The organism is Streptomyces sp. B21-105, from assembly GCF_036898465.1.
Classification (GTDB): domain Bacteria; phylum Actinomycetota; class Actinomycetes; order Streptomycetales; family Streptomycetaceae; genus Streptomyces.
Window position 1 is genome coordinate 87,989 of record NZ_JARUMJ010000001.1, and the last position, 14,443, is coordinate 102,431.

At 69.0% G+C, this 14,443-nt stretch carries 10 protein-coding genes and 2 pseudogenes; 6 read left to right on the plus strand and 6 right to left on the minus strand.

From position 1 onward, the window contains the following. Positions 1-252 precede the first annotated feature (252 nt). From QA802_RS00490 to QA802_RS00505, 4 genes and pseudogenes are all read left to right on the plus strand, one after another. Positions 253-1,746: a DEAD/DEAH box helicase gene (locus QA802_RS00490; RefSeq protein WP_334517258.1), complete on the plus strand. Its 1,494-nt coding sequence runs from the start codon at positions 253-255 to the stop codon at positions 1,744-1,746. Positions 1,747-1,896: 150 nt separating this feature from the next. Next, positions 1,897-2,208 carry an SCO5918 family protein gene (locus QA802_RS00495; protein ID WP_334517260.1) on the plus strand — a complete coding sequence of 104 codons (312 nt, stop codon included), beginning with the start codon at positions 1,897-1,899 and terminating at the stop codon, positions 2,206-2,208. Positions 2,209-2,303: 95 nt separating this feature from the next. Continuing rightward, on the plus strand, positions 2,304-2,678 hold the full coding sequence (locus QA802_RS00500) for an HAD family hydrolase (protein ID WP_334517262.1): 375 nt from the start codon (positions 2,304-2,306) through the stop codon (positions 2,676-2,678). A gap of 224 nt (positions 2,679-2,902) precedes the next feature. Continuing rightward, positions 2,903-3,100, plus strand: a pseudogene (locus tag QA802_RS00505) (ATP-binding protein); the annotation flags it as partial. A 511-nt stretch (positions 3,101-3,611) separates the two neighbouring features. Here the strand turns inward: QA802_RS00505 and QA802_RS00510 are convergent. From QA802_RS00510 to QA802_RS00535, 6 genes are all read right to left on the minus strand, one after another. Then, positions 3,612-6,371: a glycoside hydrolase family 3 protein gene (locus tag QA802_RS00510; protein WP_334517263.1), complete on the minus strand. Its 2,760-nt coding sequence runs from the start codon at positions 6,369-6,371 to the stop codon at positions 3,612-3,614. Between the two features lie 223 nt (positions 6,372-6,594). Further along, positions 6,595-7,605 (minus strand): LacI family DNA-binding transcriptional regulator, encoded by a 1,011-nt coding sequence (locus QA802_RS00515; RefSeq protein ID WP_334517265.1) that lies wholly within the window; start codon positions 7,603-7,605, stop codon positions 6,595-6,597. Positions 7,606-7,638: 33 nt separating this feature from the next. Next, positions 7,639-9,894 (minus strand): alpha-xylosidase, encoded by a 2,256-nt coding sequence (gene yicI / locus QA802_RS00520; RefSeq protein WP_334517267.1) that lies wholly within the window; start codon positions 9,892-9,894, stop codon positions 7,639-7,641. Positions 9,895-9,903: 9 nt separating this feature from the next. Beyond that, positions 9,904-10,761, minus strand: coding sequence for a carbohydrate ABC transporter permease (locus QA802_RS00525; RefSeq protein WP_334517269.1), 858 nt, complete (start codon positions 10,759-10,761; stop codon positions 9,904-9,906). Next, on the minus strand, positions 10,758-11,726 hold the full coding sequence (locus QA802_RS00530) for a carbohydrate ABC transporter permease (protein ID WP_334517271.1): 969 nt from the start codon (positions 11,724-11,726) through the stop codon (positions 10,758-10,760). Before QA802_RS00530 ends, QA802_RS00525 begins: the two co-directional genes overlap by 4 nt. Next, positions 11,723-13,018 (minus strand): ABC transporter substrate-binding protein, encoded by a 1,296-nt coding sequence (locus QA802_RS00535; protein ID WP_334517273.1) that lies wholly within the window; start codon positions 13,016-13,018, stop codon positions 11,723-11,725. The genes QA802_RS00530 and QA802_RS00535 overlap by 4 nt, the downstream gene beginning before the upstream one ends. A 739-nt stretch (positions 13,019-13,757) precedes the next feature. Here QA802_RS00535 and QA802_RS00540 point away from each other — a divergent pair. Both QA802_RS00540 and QA802_RS00545 read left to right on the plus strand, forming a co-directional pair. Next, positions 13,758-13,907, plus strand: a pseudogene (locus tag QA802_RS00540) (methyltransferase type 11); the annotation flags it as partial. 17 nt (positions 13,908-13,924) lie between these two features. Then, positions 13,925-14,356 carry a cupin domain-containing protein gene (locus QA802_RS00545; RefSeq protein WP_334517275.1) on the plus strand — a complete coding sequence of 144 codons (432 nt, stop codon included), beginning with the start codon at positions 13,925-13,927 and terminating at the stop codon, positions 14,354-14,356. The last annotated feature ends 87 nt before the right edge of the window (positions 14,357-14,443 follow it).

Here is a 14,443-nt window from a genome sequence, read left to right on the forward strand (position 1 = left end):
CATTCGTGCAGTGGCGGCCCACCGCACGCGGCGATCTTTCACGGGTGCGTGCTTCTTGGGAGCTGAACCGGCCGGCGTCCGGGATTCCATGACCACATGACGCCCCCGTTCCACCGCCTGCACCCCGCAGCGGGTCTCCACTGCACGCCATATTCACTTTCACATTCCATTCCGGCCCGTTCTTGTGATTCCCCGCGCTGTTCTCCTGCTGCGGGAATTCCTTGATACGCGCCGTATCAAGGAAGGTTCTCCATGAACCCCACACGTACGAACGGCCGCTCCTCCCGCTCCCGCCGGACCGACGGACCCGCTTTCGCCCCCAGCACCGGTTCGAGGCAGGGCGGACGCTTCCGCTCGCCCACCCCGAGCCGCGCGGGGGGCCACGGCCGGCGGCCCGCAGCGGTCCAGGGAGAGTTCGCCCTACCGGAGACCATCACTCCCCCGCTGCCCGCAGTCGAGAGGTTCGCCGACCTCGACATGCCGGGGCCGCTGCTGGCCGCGCTGACCGCACAAGGTGTGAGCGTCCCGTTCCCGATCCAGGGCGCGACCCTGCCCAACACCCTCGCGGGGCGCGACGTCCTGGGCCGCGGGCGCACCGGCTCCGGCAAGACCCTCGCCTTCGGTCTGGCCCTGCTGGCCCGCACCGCCGGACAGCGCGCCGAGCCCGGCCGGCCGCTGGCCCTCGTCCTCGTGCCGACGCGTGAACTGGCCCAGCAGGTGACCGACGCGCTCACCCCTTACGCCCGCTCGGTGAAGCTGCGCATGGCCACCGTCGTCGGCGGAATGTCGATCGGCAGGCAGGCCAGTGCGCTGCGCGGTGGCGCCGAGGTCGTCGTCGCGACGCCGGGGAGGCTCAAGGACCTCATCGACCGCGGTGAATGCCGACTCAACCAGGTCGCGATCACGGTCCTGGACGAGGCCGACCAGATGGCCGACATGGGCTTCATGCCCCAGGTCACCGCGCTTTTGGACCAGGTCCGCCCCGACGGCCAGCGGATGCTGTTCTCCGCCACCCTCGACCGCAACGTCGACCGCCTGGTCCGCAGCTACCTCACCGACCCGGTCGTCCACTCCGTCGACCCCTCCGCAGGCGCGGTCACCACGATGGAGCATCACGTGCTGCACGTCCACGCCGCCGACAAGCAGTGGGCGACGACGCAGATCGCGGCGCGCGAGGGCCGCGTGATCATGTTCCTGGACACCAAGCACGCCGTCGACCGGCTGACGCAGGACCTGCTGAACTGCGGTGTGCGGGCCGCCGCCCTGCACGGCGGCAAGTCACAGCCGCAGCGCACCCGAACCCTGACCCAATTCAAGACCGGGCACGTCACCGTGCTCGTGGCCACGAACGTCGCGGCCCGCGGCATCCACGTCGACCACCTCGACCTCGTCGTCAACGTCGACCCGCCGACCGACCACAAGGACTACCTCCACCGCGGCGGCCGTACCGCACGCGCCGGCGAGTCCGGCAGCGTCGTCACCCTGGTCACTCCCCACCAGCGCCGCGACATGACCCGCCTCATGACCGCCGCCGGCATCGTGCCCCGGACCACGCAGGTCCACTCCGGCGAGGACGAACTCAGCCGGATCACCGGCGCCCAGACCCCCTCCGGGATTCCGGTGACGATCACCGCGCCGGTGGCCGAGCGGCGTAAGCGCGGCACGGCCTCACGCGGCCGGCGCAGCCCCGCTGCGGCGGCCCGCCGCGTGAGCCTGCGGCAGTCCTCCCTCGACACGGCTGCCTAGGAACTTCGTGATCCGCGCGTTCGGCCCCGGCCCGGCCCGGCTCACCGCGGTCCGGGCCGGCTCCGCCTGCACGGACACGTGCATCGTCGCCCGCTGGACCGCCTCGACCGCAACAGAACCCCCTCGTCGTTTCTCTCCCTGTGAGGCATCATGCGCTGTGTCATCGCCCGCTTCCCGTTCGACCTCACCAAGAGCGGCGTCCTGGAATCCATGAAAGGCGTCAAGCCTGAGGAAGTCCTCGGGGCGTCCGTGATCGTCGGCCGCCGCACCTACCCCGCCAAACAGGTCGGACAGGTGGTCACACACCAGGACCGCCGCGATTTCACTGCCTCCGAAGTCCTGCGGGCCATGATCCAGCTCGGCTTCACCTGCCGCGACGTATCCCGGGCCGCCGCGCCCACACGCGTTCTCGACCCGTACCAAGAGGCTTCCGCGCTGCTCGGAGCCCCTGCGGCCGCCTGACCGGCGCGCAGTCGCGTGCCGCCGCGCAAACAGCGCTGAGGGTCCGACCGGAACACTCCGGGCGGACCCTCACCGCGTAGCCGACACGCGAGGCGTTGGGCAAAGCGCGGGCGTACGGCTGGACTTGCGTCATTGTCACCAACGGCCGCACCGTCCAGCAGGAGGCGAAGATCCGGAAGACCGGACTCCACCGACTGGTCCACAGCTGGGTCATCTCCGAAGCAGTCGGCCACAGGAAGCCAGAACCGGAGATCTTCCAAGCGGCAGCCGACGCCGTCGGTGTCCCCCTCCCCGGCGCATGGATCATCGGCGATTCACCCCACGCCGACATCGCGGGAGCCGGCACACTCGGCCTTCGAAGCGTGTGGGTCACGGACGGACGCTCCTGGGCCCAGGACTCCTACCAACCCACACATATCGCTGAGGACGTCGCCTCTGCGATCAGCCATGTTCTCAGAACGTCGGGATAGGCTCCGCCGTCCACGTCTCCGGGTCAGTCCAGGGCATGCGCCGGTGCGTGCGCCTGACCCACCGCCCAGGCAGCATGTCCTCGGGCGACTGCCGAACAACATGCCTCTGCCATGTATGCGGGGAGGGCAGGTACTCGTGCACTCGTGTACGGGGAATGAGGGCGAGGCCAGGGGAACCCCCATGCCGACGGAGAAGGCCATGAGGCGGCGAACGGAACGTTCGCGCCGTGGAGGTCGTCGTGTGGGACGGCGATCCCACCGTTCCCGCTGCCCGGGCCGCCGATCCGGACCGGATCGGCCAGCACGGCCTGGAGGTCGTCAGGGCCGTCGCCGAGGACCTGTTCACCGAGCGGGAGCCGGTCGGCAAGCGCATCACGGCCCGCATCGCCCCGACCGACGCCTCCGGTAGCTGCCCCCAGTAGCCGCACGCTCCTCCCGGCCCCAACCCGTTTGCCACGACGGCCCCAGCGGCACGGGCCACGGAACCCGTGGGGCGGGCAGCCACACATCCCTGGCCGGCAGGGGCGCGGTTCAATCAGGCCATGACTTCCGCGTCCGGGAAGCGCCCGAGCCCATGACCGGTCTCCGGTCGGCCTGCTCGTCCTTCTCAGCCTGTCATGGCTCTATCGGCCTCTCCCTGGTCGCCGCCCGCGGCGGCCGATCACCTCGCCGACGAACGCACGAAAATGGCGGTTGTCGGTCGGTGGTCGGTGGACGCCGGTCCGCCCTGGCGGCGAACCGGCCCTCCCCGCCCTGCTCCTCCGCAGGAGCTTCGCTTCTCCCCCCGCAAGCGGGAGGTACCCCCACCCCTGCCCGAAGGGCAGGGGTATCCACGAAGGAGAGACCCGATGAGCACATGCTCGCCGAAGATACCCGGCGCCGGTACTTGGACGCCCTCTCGACCGGGTCATCCGCCGCTGACGGGCCCGGTACTCAGCGCAGGCTGAACGTCGACAAGCGCACCCCCTTGCTCAGTACCAAGTACACGGCCGTACGACCCTTCGCTCCTGTCAGCGGAGCCGTCACCGTCTCGTACGTGTACGGGGACGACGTCCCGTCGAAGCGGGCCGTTCCCACCAGTCGGCCCGTCGGTGAGCCCAGCCGTACCTCCAGCGTTCCGGACGCGCCCGCGAGCTGGGCCGTCACCTCCGAAGCCCCTGACCGGAGCCGCGTGTCCGCGAACTTCAGCCACGCCCCGTCCGTCGTGGCCGACACCGCCGTCCCGCCGGCCTTGGACTCGTCGACCAGGCTGATCGCGCTGTAGTCGTCGAAGTCTTCGGCTGACGTCACCGCCGACAGATCCCGGGGCGGGATGGTCTCCCCCCGTACTTTCAGCGACGTCCGCGAGCGGATGTCCGTCGACGACGCGCCGACCATCACGTCGTACGTCGCCGATTCCACGACCCACTTCGAGCGCGTGACGTCCCAGTGCGCGAGGTCCGAATCCCGCAGCTTCAGACGGACCGTTTGCGTCTCGCCCGGCTTCAGCGACACCCGTTTGTACGCCTTCAGCTGCTTCAGCGGCTGCTTGTCGCGGGATTCCCGCTGGTGGACGTACAGCTGGACCACCTCGTCACCGGCCCGGCGGCCCGTGTTGGTGATCTTCACCTCATAACCGTCGGAGACCCGTTTCAGCCCGCCGTAGCGGAACGTCGTGTACGACAGTCCGTAACCGAAGGGGTAGAGCGGCTGCCCCTTGTAGTAGAGGTACGTCCGGTTCGACTTGATGATGTCGTAGTCCAGGATCGACGGCAGGTCCGAATCCGAGCGGTACCAGGTCTGTGTCAGGCGGCCCGCCGGGTTCGCGTCGCCGTACAGCAGGTCGGCCAGCGCGGTGCCGGTCTCCTGGCCCGCGTGCGTCGTCCACAGCAGGGCCGGGACCTCCTTCTGCAGCGCGCCCAGCGTGGTGGGGTAGCTGTTCTCGACCACGACCACCGTCTTCGTGTTGGCCTTGCGGACCGCCCTGACCAGCGCCTCCTGCGACGGGGACAGGCCCATGTCCGTGCGGTCGTGGGCCTCGCGCCCGTTGATCGCCGGCATCGAGCCGACCACCACGACGGCCGTGTCCTTGCCCTTGACCGCGGCGACCGCCTCGTCGACGCCGCTGCGGACCACGTCCTTCGAGTAGTGCGCGGCCTTGTCCTCGGCCACCAGGCCGAGCGTGCCGTCGGCGTCCACCGGGCCCAGGTACACCGGGTTCGTCCACCAGGACTCGCCGGTCTCGTAGCCCGCGTACCGCAGCAGGTACGTCCCGTCGTCCTGCCGCTCCAGCTTGAACTGCTGCTGCACGAACCAGCCGTTCGGCTGCGTCTGGTCGTTGACGAAGTTCGACCAGTTGTAGCCGACGTACTTCCCGTTCGCGGCCGAGCGGAGGGCGACGACTCCCGAGCCCCAGTCGAACACGTCGAACTGCGCGCCGGCACCGTTCTCAGTCGTCTCCTTCAGCGGCGCACCCGCGTCCCCGGCCCCCGCCGTCACGTATCTACCGGTCGCCGTGTCCTTCAGCGAGATCCGGTCCACGCCCTCGCTGCTCGCTACGGACGTGCCGAGCTTGGCCTCGATGCCGTCCTTCGGCGTCACCGCGTACGGCAGACTGCCTGAGTACCAGTCGGTGTAGAGGGTGTCGGCGAGCGGGCCGACCACGGCCGCGCTCCCCGACTTCTTCAGCGGCAGCGCACCGTCGTTCTTCAGCAGCACCGCCGCCTCGGTCGCCGCCTTGCGGGCCAGCGCTCGGTGCGCCGGGCTGTCGATGACGGACGCGTCGATGGAGCCGTACTTGCCGCCGCCGGGGTCGAACTCGCCGAGCCGCACCCGGATGCTCAGGACATGGCGTGCCGCGGTGTCGACGTCCGACTCCTTCAGCAAGCCCGACGACAGCGCCGACGTGAGCGCGGTCGTCGTCGGCCCGGAGTCCGTGTCGTTGTCGGTGAAGCTGTCGATGCCGGCCTTCAGCGCCGCCGCGTCCGCCTCGGTCTGGGTGCCGTAGTACTTCTGGCTGCCGACCAGGTTGCCGGGCGCGTAGGCGTCCGTGACGTTCAGCAGGTCCTGCGAGGTCCAGGTGCGCACGGTGTCGTTCAGGGCCGGGTTCACCGTGTTGGGGCGGCCGTTGACGAGGTTGTACGAGGACATGACGCCCGTCGTCGCGTCCGCCTCGATCGCGGGCTTGAACGCCTGCTCGTCGTACTCCTTCAACACGCGCGGGCGCAGTTGCGAGGATGTGGTGTCGCGGTGGATCTCGTTGTTGTTGGCGAGGAAGTGCTTGATGGTGGGTGCTGTCTTCAGGTGGTTCGGGTCGCCGCCCGTAAGGCCCGTGCCGTAGGCCGTGGCGATCGAGCCGGTGAGGTACGGGTCCTCGGAGTAACCCTCCTCGTTGCGGCCCCAGCGCGGGTCCCGCAACGGGTTCACCACCGGTGCCCACAGGTTGAGGCCCCAGCCGGCCGGGCGCTGCTGCTGGAAGCCGCGGGCCTCGTCGCCGACCGCCGAGCCGACCTGGCGGATCAGCGAAGGGTCCCAGGTGGCGGCGAGCCCGATCGCCTGGGGGAAAACCGTCGTCTTCCCGAGCCAGGCCACGCCGTGCAGGGCCTCGGTGCCGGTGCGGAAGGACTGGATGCCGAGACGGGGGATCGCGGGTTCGTACTGGTGGAGGAGGGAGATCTTCTCATCGAGAGTGAGGCGGGAGAGGAGGTCGTCCACGCGCTTCTCGACGGGAGGTTCGGGTTGCGGAAGGGGTGGGCGGGATCGTCGGCCTGGGCGGGGGCGGTGGCGCCGAGTCCCGCGATCAGGGCGAGCGCCACGACCAGGGTGGTTCTGCGTCTTCCTCGCGTGTCATTCATGCCACGGCTCCTTCTCATCAGGGCCTTGCAACGTGATGAAACGGGTCGAACTGCCGGGTCTCGCAGCTTCGAGCCTTCCGGCTTCAGGGTGCTGAGCGCGGTGCGGTGCTCCCGCGGAGCGTGAGGTGCGGGACGAGGAGGGTGGCTTCCGGAACGGCCGACCCACCCAGCTTCTTCGTCAGCAGCTCCACCGCCCGCTCACCCACCTCGGCGGACGGGACGGCGACGGACGTGACCGGCACCCGGGCGTCGGCGGCCTGCTCCTCCGGGCAGATCGCGGTGACGGACATATCGCCGGGTACGCGCAGGCCGAGTGACTCGAAGGCGTCGATCAGCGGCTCGAGCACCGCCTCGTTGTGCACGACCACCCCGGTCAGCGCGGGCTGCTCGCGCAGCAGCCGCTCGGCGACCCCGCGCGCGGCGGCCGGCGCCGCCTCGCAGGGGTGCACCGACGACACCAGCCGGTGCCGGTCGGCCGCCGCGGTGAACCCCTGCACCACCCGCTGCGCGAACCCGGTCCCCCGCACGTACACCTCCGGCGGCGACCCGACCAGCGCGACCACCCGGTGCCCGATTCCCACCAGGTGCTCCACGCACAGTTCGCCCGCCGCTATGAAGTCGAGGTCGATGCAGGTCAGCCCCTGCGCGGAGGCAGGGAACCCGATCAGCACGGACGGCCGGTTCAGAGCCCGCAGCAGCGGCAGCCGCGGATCGTGCAACTGAACGTCCATCACGATCAGCGCGTCCACCAACGCCGTGTCCGCTACGCGCCGCAGCCCGTCCTCGCCCTCCTCCTGGGTGAGCAGCAACACGTCGTGGTCGTGCCGGCGCGCGGCCGTGACGACGGCCACCGCGAATTGCATGACCACCGGGACGTTGATCCCGGAGCGCAGCGGCATCACCAGCGCCAGGACGTTGGACCGGCTGCTGGCCAGCGCGCGGGCGCCGGCGTGCGGGCGGTAGCCCAGCTCGCGGATGGCCTCCTCGATGCGCAGCCGGGTCTCCTCGGAGATGGGACGCTTGCCGCTGAGGGCGTAGGAAACGGTGCTGGGGGAGACCCCCGCGTGCCGGGCCACGTCCGTGATCTTCACCATGTCAGTCCAGCTCCTGTGGGGGGCGAGGATCCATCACTCCGAGTCCAGCTCCAGCGAGAGGAACCCGGTGCCCGCCGCCGCGCGGGCGGTCCGCTCCCCGCTCGCAAGGGCCCAGGGCGCCCGGGGATCACTGCAGGAGGCCCGCAGCGTCTTCCCCTCGCGTACGACCGTGAAGGTCACGTCCCCGACCGGCACCGTCACCTGCGCGCCCTGCTCCAGCCCGAACGCGCGCAGGGTGACCCCGTCGGCGTACGGATAGTCGGGGCGGTCGTCCACCGCGCCGACCGGGATCACCGCACCCGGCCTGACCAGCAGCGGAACACTGGAGAACCCGTGCCGCTCGCGCAGCCAGCGCGGTCCGGTCACCGTCCTCCCGGTCAGGTAGTCGGTCCACGTGCCCTCGGGTACGTAGTAGGAGACGTCCCCCTCGTCGCTGAAGACCGGCGCGACGAGCAGGTCCGGGCCGAGCATGTACTGCCGCTCCAGGTGCGCGCAGCCGGGGTCGTCCGGGAACTCCAGCACCATCGCCCGCATCACCGGCACGCCCTCTTGGGCGGTGCGCGCGGCCTCGTACAGATACGGCATCAGGCGCAGTTTGAGCCGGGTGAAATGCCGCAGCACGTCCACGGACTCCTCGTCGAACAGCCACGGCACCCGGTAGGAGGAGCTGCCGTGCAGCCGGCTGTGCGAGGACAGCAGCCCGAAGGCCAGCCATCGCTTGAACAGCGCCGGGGTCGGCGTGCCCTCGAAGCCGCCGATGTCATGGCTCCAGAACCCGAAGCCCGACAGACCGAGGCTGAGCCCACCGCGCAACGACTCGGCCATCGACTCGTACGTGGCCTCGCAGTCGCCGCCCCAGTGCACGGGGAACTTCTGGCTGCCCGCGGTCGCCGAGCGGGCGAAGACCACGGCCTCCTGCTCACCGCGGTGTTTGCGCAGCACCTCGAAGACGGTGCGGTTGTACAGGTACGTGTAGTAGTTGTGCATCCGCTCCGGGTCCGAGCCGTCCGCGTAGGCCACGTCGACCGGGATGCGCTCCCCGAAGTCGGTCTTGAAGCAGTCGACGCCCTGGGTGAGCAGCGCCTCCAGTTTGGCGGCGTACCAGGCACGGGCGTCCGGGCTGGTGAAGTCGACCAGGGCCATGCCCGGCTGCCACAGGTCCCACTGCCACACACTGCCGTCCGGCCTCTTCAGCAGATGGCCAAGGGCCTTGCCCTCGGCGAACAACGGTGAGCGCTGCGCGATGTAGGGGTTGATCCACACGCTTACCCGCAGCCCGCGCTCCTTCAGGCGGGACAGCATGCCCTCCGGGTCGGGGAAGACCCGCGGGTCCCACTGGAAGTCGCACCAGTTGAACTCACGCATCCAGAAGCAGTCGAAGTGGAAGACCGACAGGGGCAGTTCGCGTTCCTTCATGCCGTCGATGAAGGAGGTGACGGTGGCCTCGTCGTAGGAGGTGGTGAAGGAGGTCGACAGCCATAGGCCGAACGACCAGGCAGGCGGCAGGGCCGGGCGGCCGGTGAGGGCGGTGTACTTGCGCAGGATGTCCTTCGGGGTGGGCCCGTAGATGACGTAGTACGTCAACTGCTGGCTTTCCACGCTGAACTGGACCCGTGACACCGCCTCCGAGCCGACCTCGAAGGACACCTTGCCCGGGTGGTCGACGAAGACGCCGTAGCCCGCGTCCGTCAGGAAGAACGGGACGTTCTTGTAGGCCTGTTCGGTGGCGGTGCCGCCGTCCGCGTTCCAGATGTCGACGACCTGGCCGTTCTTCACCAGCGGCCCGAAGCGTTCACCGAGGCCGTACACCGATGTGCCGACTCCGAGGCCCAGCTGTTCGCGCAGGTAGTGGCCGCCGGTGGCGTCTCGCATGATGCCCATGTTCTTGGGGCCGCTGGTGGTGAGGGTGCGGCCGTGGGCGAGGAAGTCGACGTGCCAGGGGCCGGTGCGTGTGACCCGGACGGAGAGGACGCCCGCGGTGAGAGTGGCCGTCTCCTCGTCGTACTCGGCGTGCGGGGTGAAGGCGTCGTCCCGCTGGATGTCGAACCTCGGCCCCCGGGGCTGTTCGCCCTCGAAGTGCGTGAAGGTGAGGCCGATGACGTCCGGCATCGGCGCGTGCGCGCTGATCGTCACGACCGGTCCCTTCAGCAGGTCGCCGCGGTGGCGGATGGGCTGGGTCGGGGCGTGGATCTCCAGGGCTCCCGGGGGCGTGGTCACGTCCAGGACCTGCACCGGGTGGGCTGCGGTGACGCCTTCGCGCAGCAGCCAGTAGCCGTCGGTGAACTTCAAGCGTGCCCCCTACTTGACGGCGCCCACGGCGATGCCGCGGGTGAGAGTGCGCTGGAAGACGAGGAAGAAGACGATGGCGGGCAGGACGCCCAGCAGGGCTGCCGCGTTGGTCATCGTGGCGTCCATCAGGCGCTGGCCCTGCAGGACGCCGAGCGCCACCGACACCGTCTGGTTGTCGTTGGAGATCAGCATGACCAGGGGCAGCAGGAACTCGTTCCACGTCCAGATGAAGAAGAAGACGAGCAGCACCCCGATCGTGGGCCAGCTGACCGGGACCACGATCCGCCACAGCACCTGCCACTTGTTCGCCCCGTCGATCCGGGCGGCTTCGATGATCTCGCGCGGGAACTGCCCGAGGACCGAGGAGAGCAGATAGGTGCCGAAGGCGGCCTGGATCACCGTGAAGACGATGATCACGCTCAGCCGGGTGTCGTAGAGGCCGGCCTGCTTGCTGAGGTAATACAGCGGGTAGACCAGCGCCTCCTGCGGCAGCACGTTGGCGAGCACGAAGAAGGCCAGCACCCAGGTGCGTCCTTTGATGCGGCCGATGCCGATCGCGTACGCGTTCAGCACGGACAGGACCGCTGCCAGGACGGCCACCGAGCCGCTGATGAGGACGGAGTTGAGGAGCTTCTGGCCGTAGTCGACGCGCTGCCAGAAGTCCTTCAGACCGTCCAGGTACAGGCCATTCGGCAGGCTCAGCGGCCCGTGCTGGGAGTATTCGGCGGGTGACTTCACGGCGTTGACGGCGACGATGAGGAACGGCAGCACCATGAACAGGGCCGCGATGCACAGGGCGACGACGACCGGGGAGCGGCCGAGGGCCGTGCGGCGCCGGGTGCGGATCTCGGTGCGTACGGCGGTCATGCGCGGGCTCCTTCCTCGGCGTCCTCGGCGCGGGTCTGGAGCTTCAGGCCCACCATCGCGAGGAGCAGGATGATCACGGTGAGGACGGTGGAGATCGCGGCACCGTACCCGGCCTGCGTCTTCTCGAAGAAGGTGGTGAAGGAGAAGTAGGACGGGACGTCGGTCGCCCCGCCGGGGCCGCCCTTCGTCAGCACGTACACCGCCCCGAACACCTTCAGCGCCGCGACCGTGCACCAGGTCAGCACCACATAGATCTCCGGCCTGATCTGCGGCAGCGTGATGTGCCAGAAGCGGCGCCACCAGCCGGCGCCGTCCAGTTCGGCCGCCTCGTACAACTGCGGGTCGACGCGCTGGAGTCCCGCCATGAAGACGACCAGCGGGAAACCGAGCTGCACCCACACCATCACCCCCATGACGCTGTAGAGGGCGACGTCCGGGTCGCCGAGCCAGTCCTGCTGCCAGGAGCCGAGACCGACCGCCTTCAGCAGCGCGTTCAGCGAGCCGTCGTCGGGGGCGAGGATCCAGCTCCAGACGATGCCCGCCACCGCGATCGGCAGCACCTGCGGCAGGTAGAAGCAGGCGCGGAGCACAGCGGCGACCTTGCTGCCGAAGTGCTTGCCGATGTAGTCGAACAGCGCGGCGGCGAGGACGAGTCCGATCACCGTCGGCACGGCCGCCATGGCGACGACCATGAACAGACTGTGCCGGAACGACGCCCAGAACTCGCTGTCGTCCAGCAGTCGGCGATAGTTGTCGAGCCCGGTCCACTTCGGCGAGCCGATGCCGCTCCACTCGGTGAAGCTGACGCCCGTGTTCATCAGGAACGGGACGATGATCACGGCGAGAAACGCCAGCACGCCGGGGAGCAGGAAGAGCGCGTACGAGGTCTGGGAGCGGGGGCGGCGAGGACCGGGGTGCGGGCGCTTGCCGACGGCCCGCGCGCCCCGTTCGACGGTGATCGTCACTGCTTCGGCGCGCCCTGGTCGTACGCCTTCTGCAGCGCGCTGAGATAGGCGTCGGGCTGCTCGCTGCCCGTGATCAGCTTCTGCGTCTCGGAGACGAGGGTGTCGTAGAAGCCGGGGACGGGCCAGTCGGGGTAGAAGGCGAGGCCGTCACGCTGGGAGAGCGTGTTGAAGTCGGCGATGAGGGTCTTGGACCGCGGGTCGGTGATGGCGTTCGGGTCGGCCGCGACCGGGACGCCGCCCTTGTTGCCCAGAAGGTTCTGGATCTTCGGCGACATGGTGATGTCGATGAAGTCGTAGGCGAGGTCCTTGTTCTTGGCGCCCTTGGGCACGACCCAGAGGTTGCCGCCGGAGCCGAGGGTGAGGTTGGAGCCGGGCCAGAGCATGGTGCCCCAGTCGAACTTGTTCTCCGTCTTGAAACGCCCGTACCACCAGCTGCCGCTGAACAGGATCGGATTCTTGCCCTGGGTGAAGGCGACGCCCGCGTCCTCGGCCTTGGTGCCGCTGGACGTCTTGCTGATGTAGCCCTTCTTCACCCAGTCGGCGAAGGTGGTCGCGCCGTACGTCCAGGCCGCGTCGTGGAAGTCGGTCTTGCCCTTGTACAGCTCGTACTTGTCGACCCAGGAGCGGTCGGCCTTCGACAGCGCGAGCTGGTAGAGGTACTGCTGGGCCATGTACTCGGCACCGGAGTTGGCGAGCGGGGTGATGCCCTTGGCCACGAACTTGTCCATCGCGGCGGTCAGGTCGTCGAACGTCTTCGGCTCGGCTATCCCGTACTTGTCGAACAGGTCCTTGTTGTAGAACACCATGGTGTATTCGGCATAGTTGGGCACTCCGTACCACTTGCCGGAGCTCATGACGCCGTTGGTGTCGTACTGGCTCGTGGTCTTCACACCCGCGCTGAGCTTCTTGTCCCAGCCGCGCTTGGTGACCTCATCGGTCAGATCGGTGAGAAGTCCCTGCTTGGACAGCAGGCCCGCCGTCGCGTTGCCCTTGTTGTACTCCATGATGTCGGGTGCGTCGGAGGAGTTGAGCACCATGGGCGCGGTCTTCTGGATCTGTTCGAAGCCCTTCTCCTCGAACTTCACCTTCACGCCCGGGTGCTTGGCCTCGAACTCCTTGATGGCCGCGTTCCAGGCGGCGCCCATCGCGCTGTCAGGTCCCTCGTAGTGCCACAGCTTCAGCGTCTTGCCGTCGGAGGAGCCGCTGTCCGAGCCACCGCAGGAGGCCAGAAGCAGGGATCCGGAAAGGACCACCGCGGCCGTCGCCACCACACGCCGTCGTGCTGTCAACATCCAGTGCCTCCGGGGAGTCGGATGGGTATCGGAGCCATCACGCACGAATCATCGAATCGTTTCGATGCGTGATGTCGAAGCGCTTCGACGGGGGAAGGTATGTGGACGGTGTGAGCGCGTCAATGGGGGGCGCACGAATCCGTCCGGATTCCTTCGACCGCCCTGTGTCCGAGGGTGATCGCCATGGCGAGTCCCGAGGCGGTCGTGGGGAGGGCGAAACCGCCGGTCGGGGGCAAGTGCTCCACCGCCCAGCCGCCGGTGGCGGAAACCGCAGGCCACTCCCCCGAGCAGAGCCGTCACGGCGAGGGTCACGCCCTCGTTCGAGCGGCTCTGGCTCGACCAGCCCTGACTGGCGGGCGTGGACGATGTCCGCGCAGCTTGCGGGCCGCGCCGGGCTGCACCACGGCACGCGGCCTCCGCCGTCCGTGACCACCATGGACTGACGGCGTTCTGCTTGTTCTTGCCGCAGATGAACTTGTCGCGATCCTTGCCTCCGGCGGCGGGACACGTCCGGGCCTACGGCGGCGGGACACGTCCGGGCCTACGTCACTCGGACGGCGAACGCGGACGGGTCTCCCCCTGCGGGCCCACCCCCGCCGTGATCTCGGCAGGACCCGCATGCAGCACCCCGCCCTCGCCGCTTCGATAGCCTCGGCCCATGCTCTTCGACCTCCAGCCTTACCTGAGCCGGCGCGCTCGTGAACGTCAGGCCGCTGAGTGAGGAGGACTGCGATGACCTGGTGCACTGCGCTGCCCGGTGGGCCACACCTTCGACATCGCCCGCCACGGCTACGCCGGCCTGCTGACGGGTACCCGCGCCACCAGCGGCGACGACGCGGCCATGGTCCAGGCCCGGGACCGATTCCTGTCTGGTGGCACTCACACGCCCAACGAAGGAGAGACCCGATGAATGAGATCTCCGAGCTGGTCAGTCATCTGGGGCTGGAGCCGCACGTCGAAGGCGGGTGGTTTCGGCAGACCTGGCGGACCGGCCCAACAGCGGTTCCGGACGGGTACACGGGGCCCCGCCCCTTCGCGACCGGTATCTACTTCCTCCTGCACCCCGGTGAAGTGTCACGTTGGCACCGGGTGCGTTCGGACGAACTGTGGCTGTGGCACCGGGGCGGCCCGCTGACCCTTCGGCTCGGCGGAAACGGAGCCGCTCCGCAGGAGGCGGCCATCGCTTCAATGGGGCCGGACGTCGAGAGCGGGCAGCAGCCGCAGTTCCTCGTGCCCGCCGGGGTCTGGCAGACCGCACAACCAGCCGGTGACCAGCCGGTCCTGGTGTCCTGCATTGTCGCTCCCGGCTTCGAGTATGAGGACTTCGAGATGCTGTGACGCCTGCACGAGCCCGGATTGCCGAGAGCTGCTCTTGAGGGGTGTGCGTCCAACGGGCCGCGGGTGATCGCAGCTGGCCGAAGACAC

Coding starts and splice junctions, on each gene's coding strand:
- QA802_RS00490 (WP_334517258.1), top strand. CDS start 253: ATGAACCCCACACGTACGAACGGCCGCTCCTCCCGCTCCCGCCGGACC.
- QA802_RS00495 (WP_334517260.1), top strand. CDS start 1,897: ATGCGCTGTGTCATCGCCCGCTTCCCGTTCGACCTCACCAAGAGCGGC.
- QA802_RS00515 (WP_334517265.1), bottom strand. CDS start 7,605: ATGGTGAAGATCACGGACGTGGCCCGGCACGCGGGGGTCTCCCCCAGC.
- QA802_RS00525 (WP_334517269.1), bottom strand. CDS start 10,761: ATGACCGCCGTACGCACCGAGATCCGCACCCGGCGCCGCACGGCCCTC.
- QA802_RS00535 (WP_334517273.1), bottom strand. CDS start 13,018: ATGTTGACAGCACGACGGCGTGTGGTGGCGACGGCCGCGGTGGTCCTT.
- QA802_RS00545 (WP_334517275.1), top strand. CDS start 13,925: ATGAATGAGATCTCCGAGCTGGTCAGTCATCTGGGGCTGGAGCCGCAC.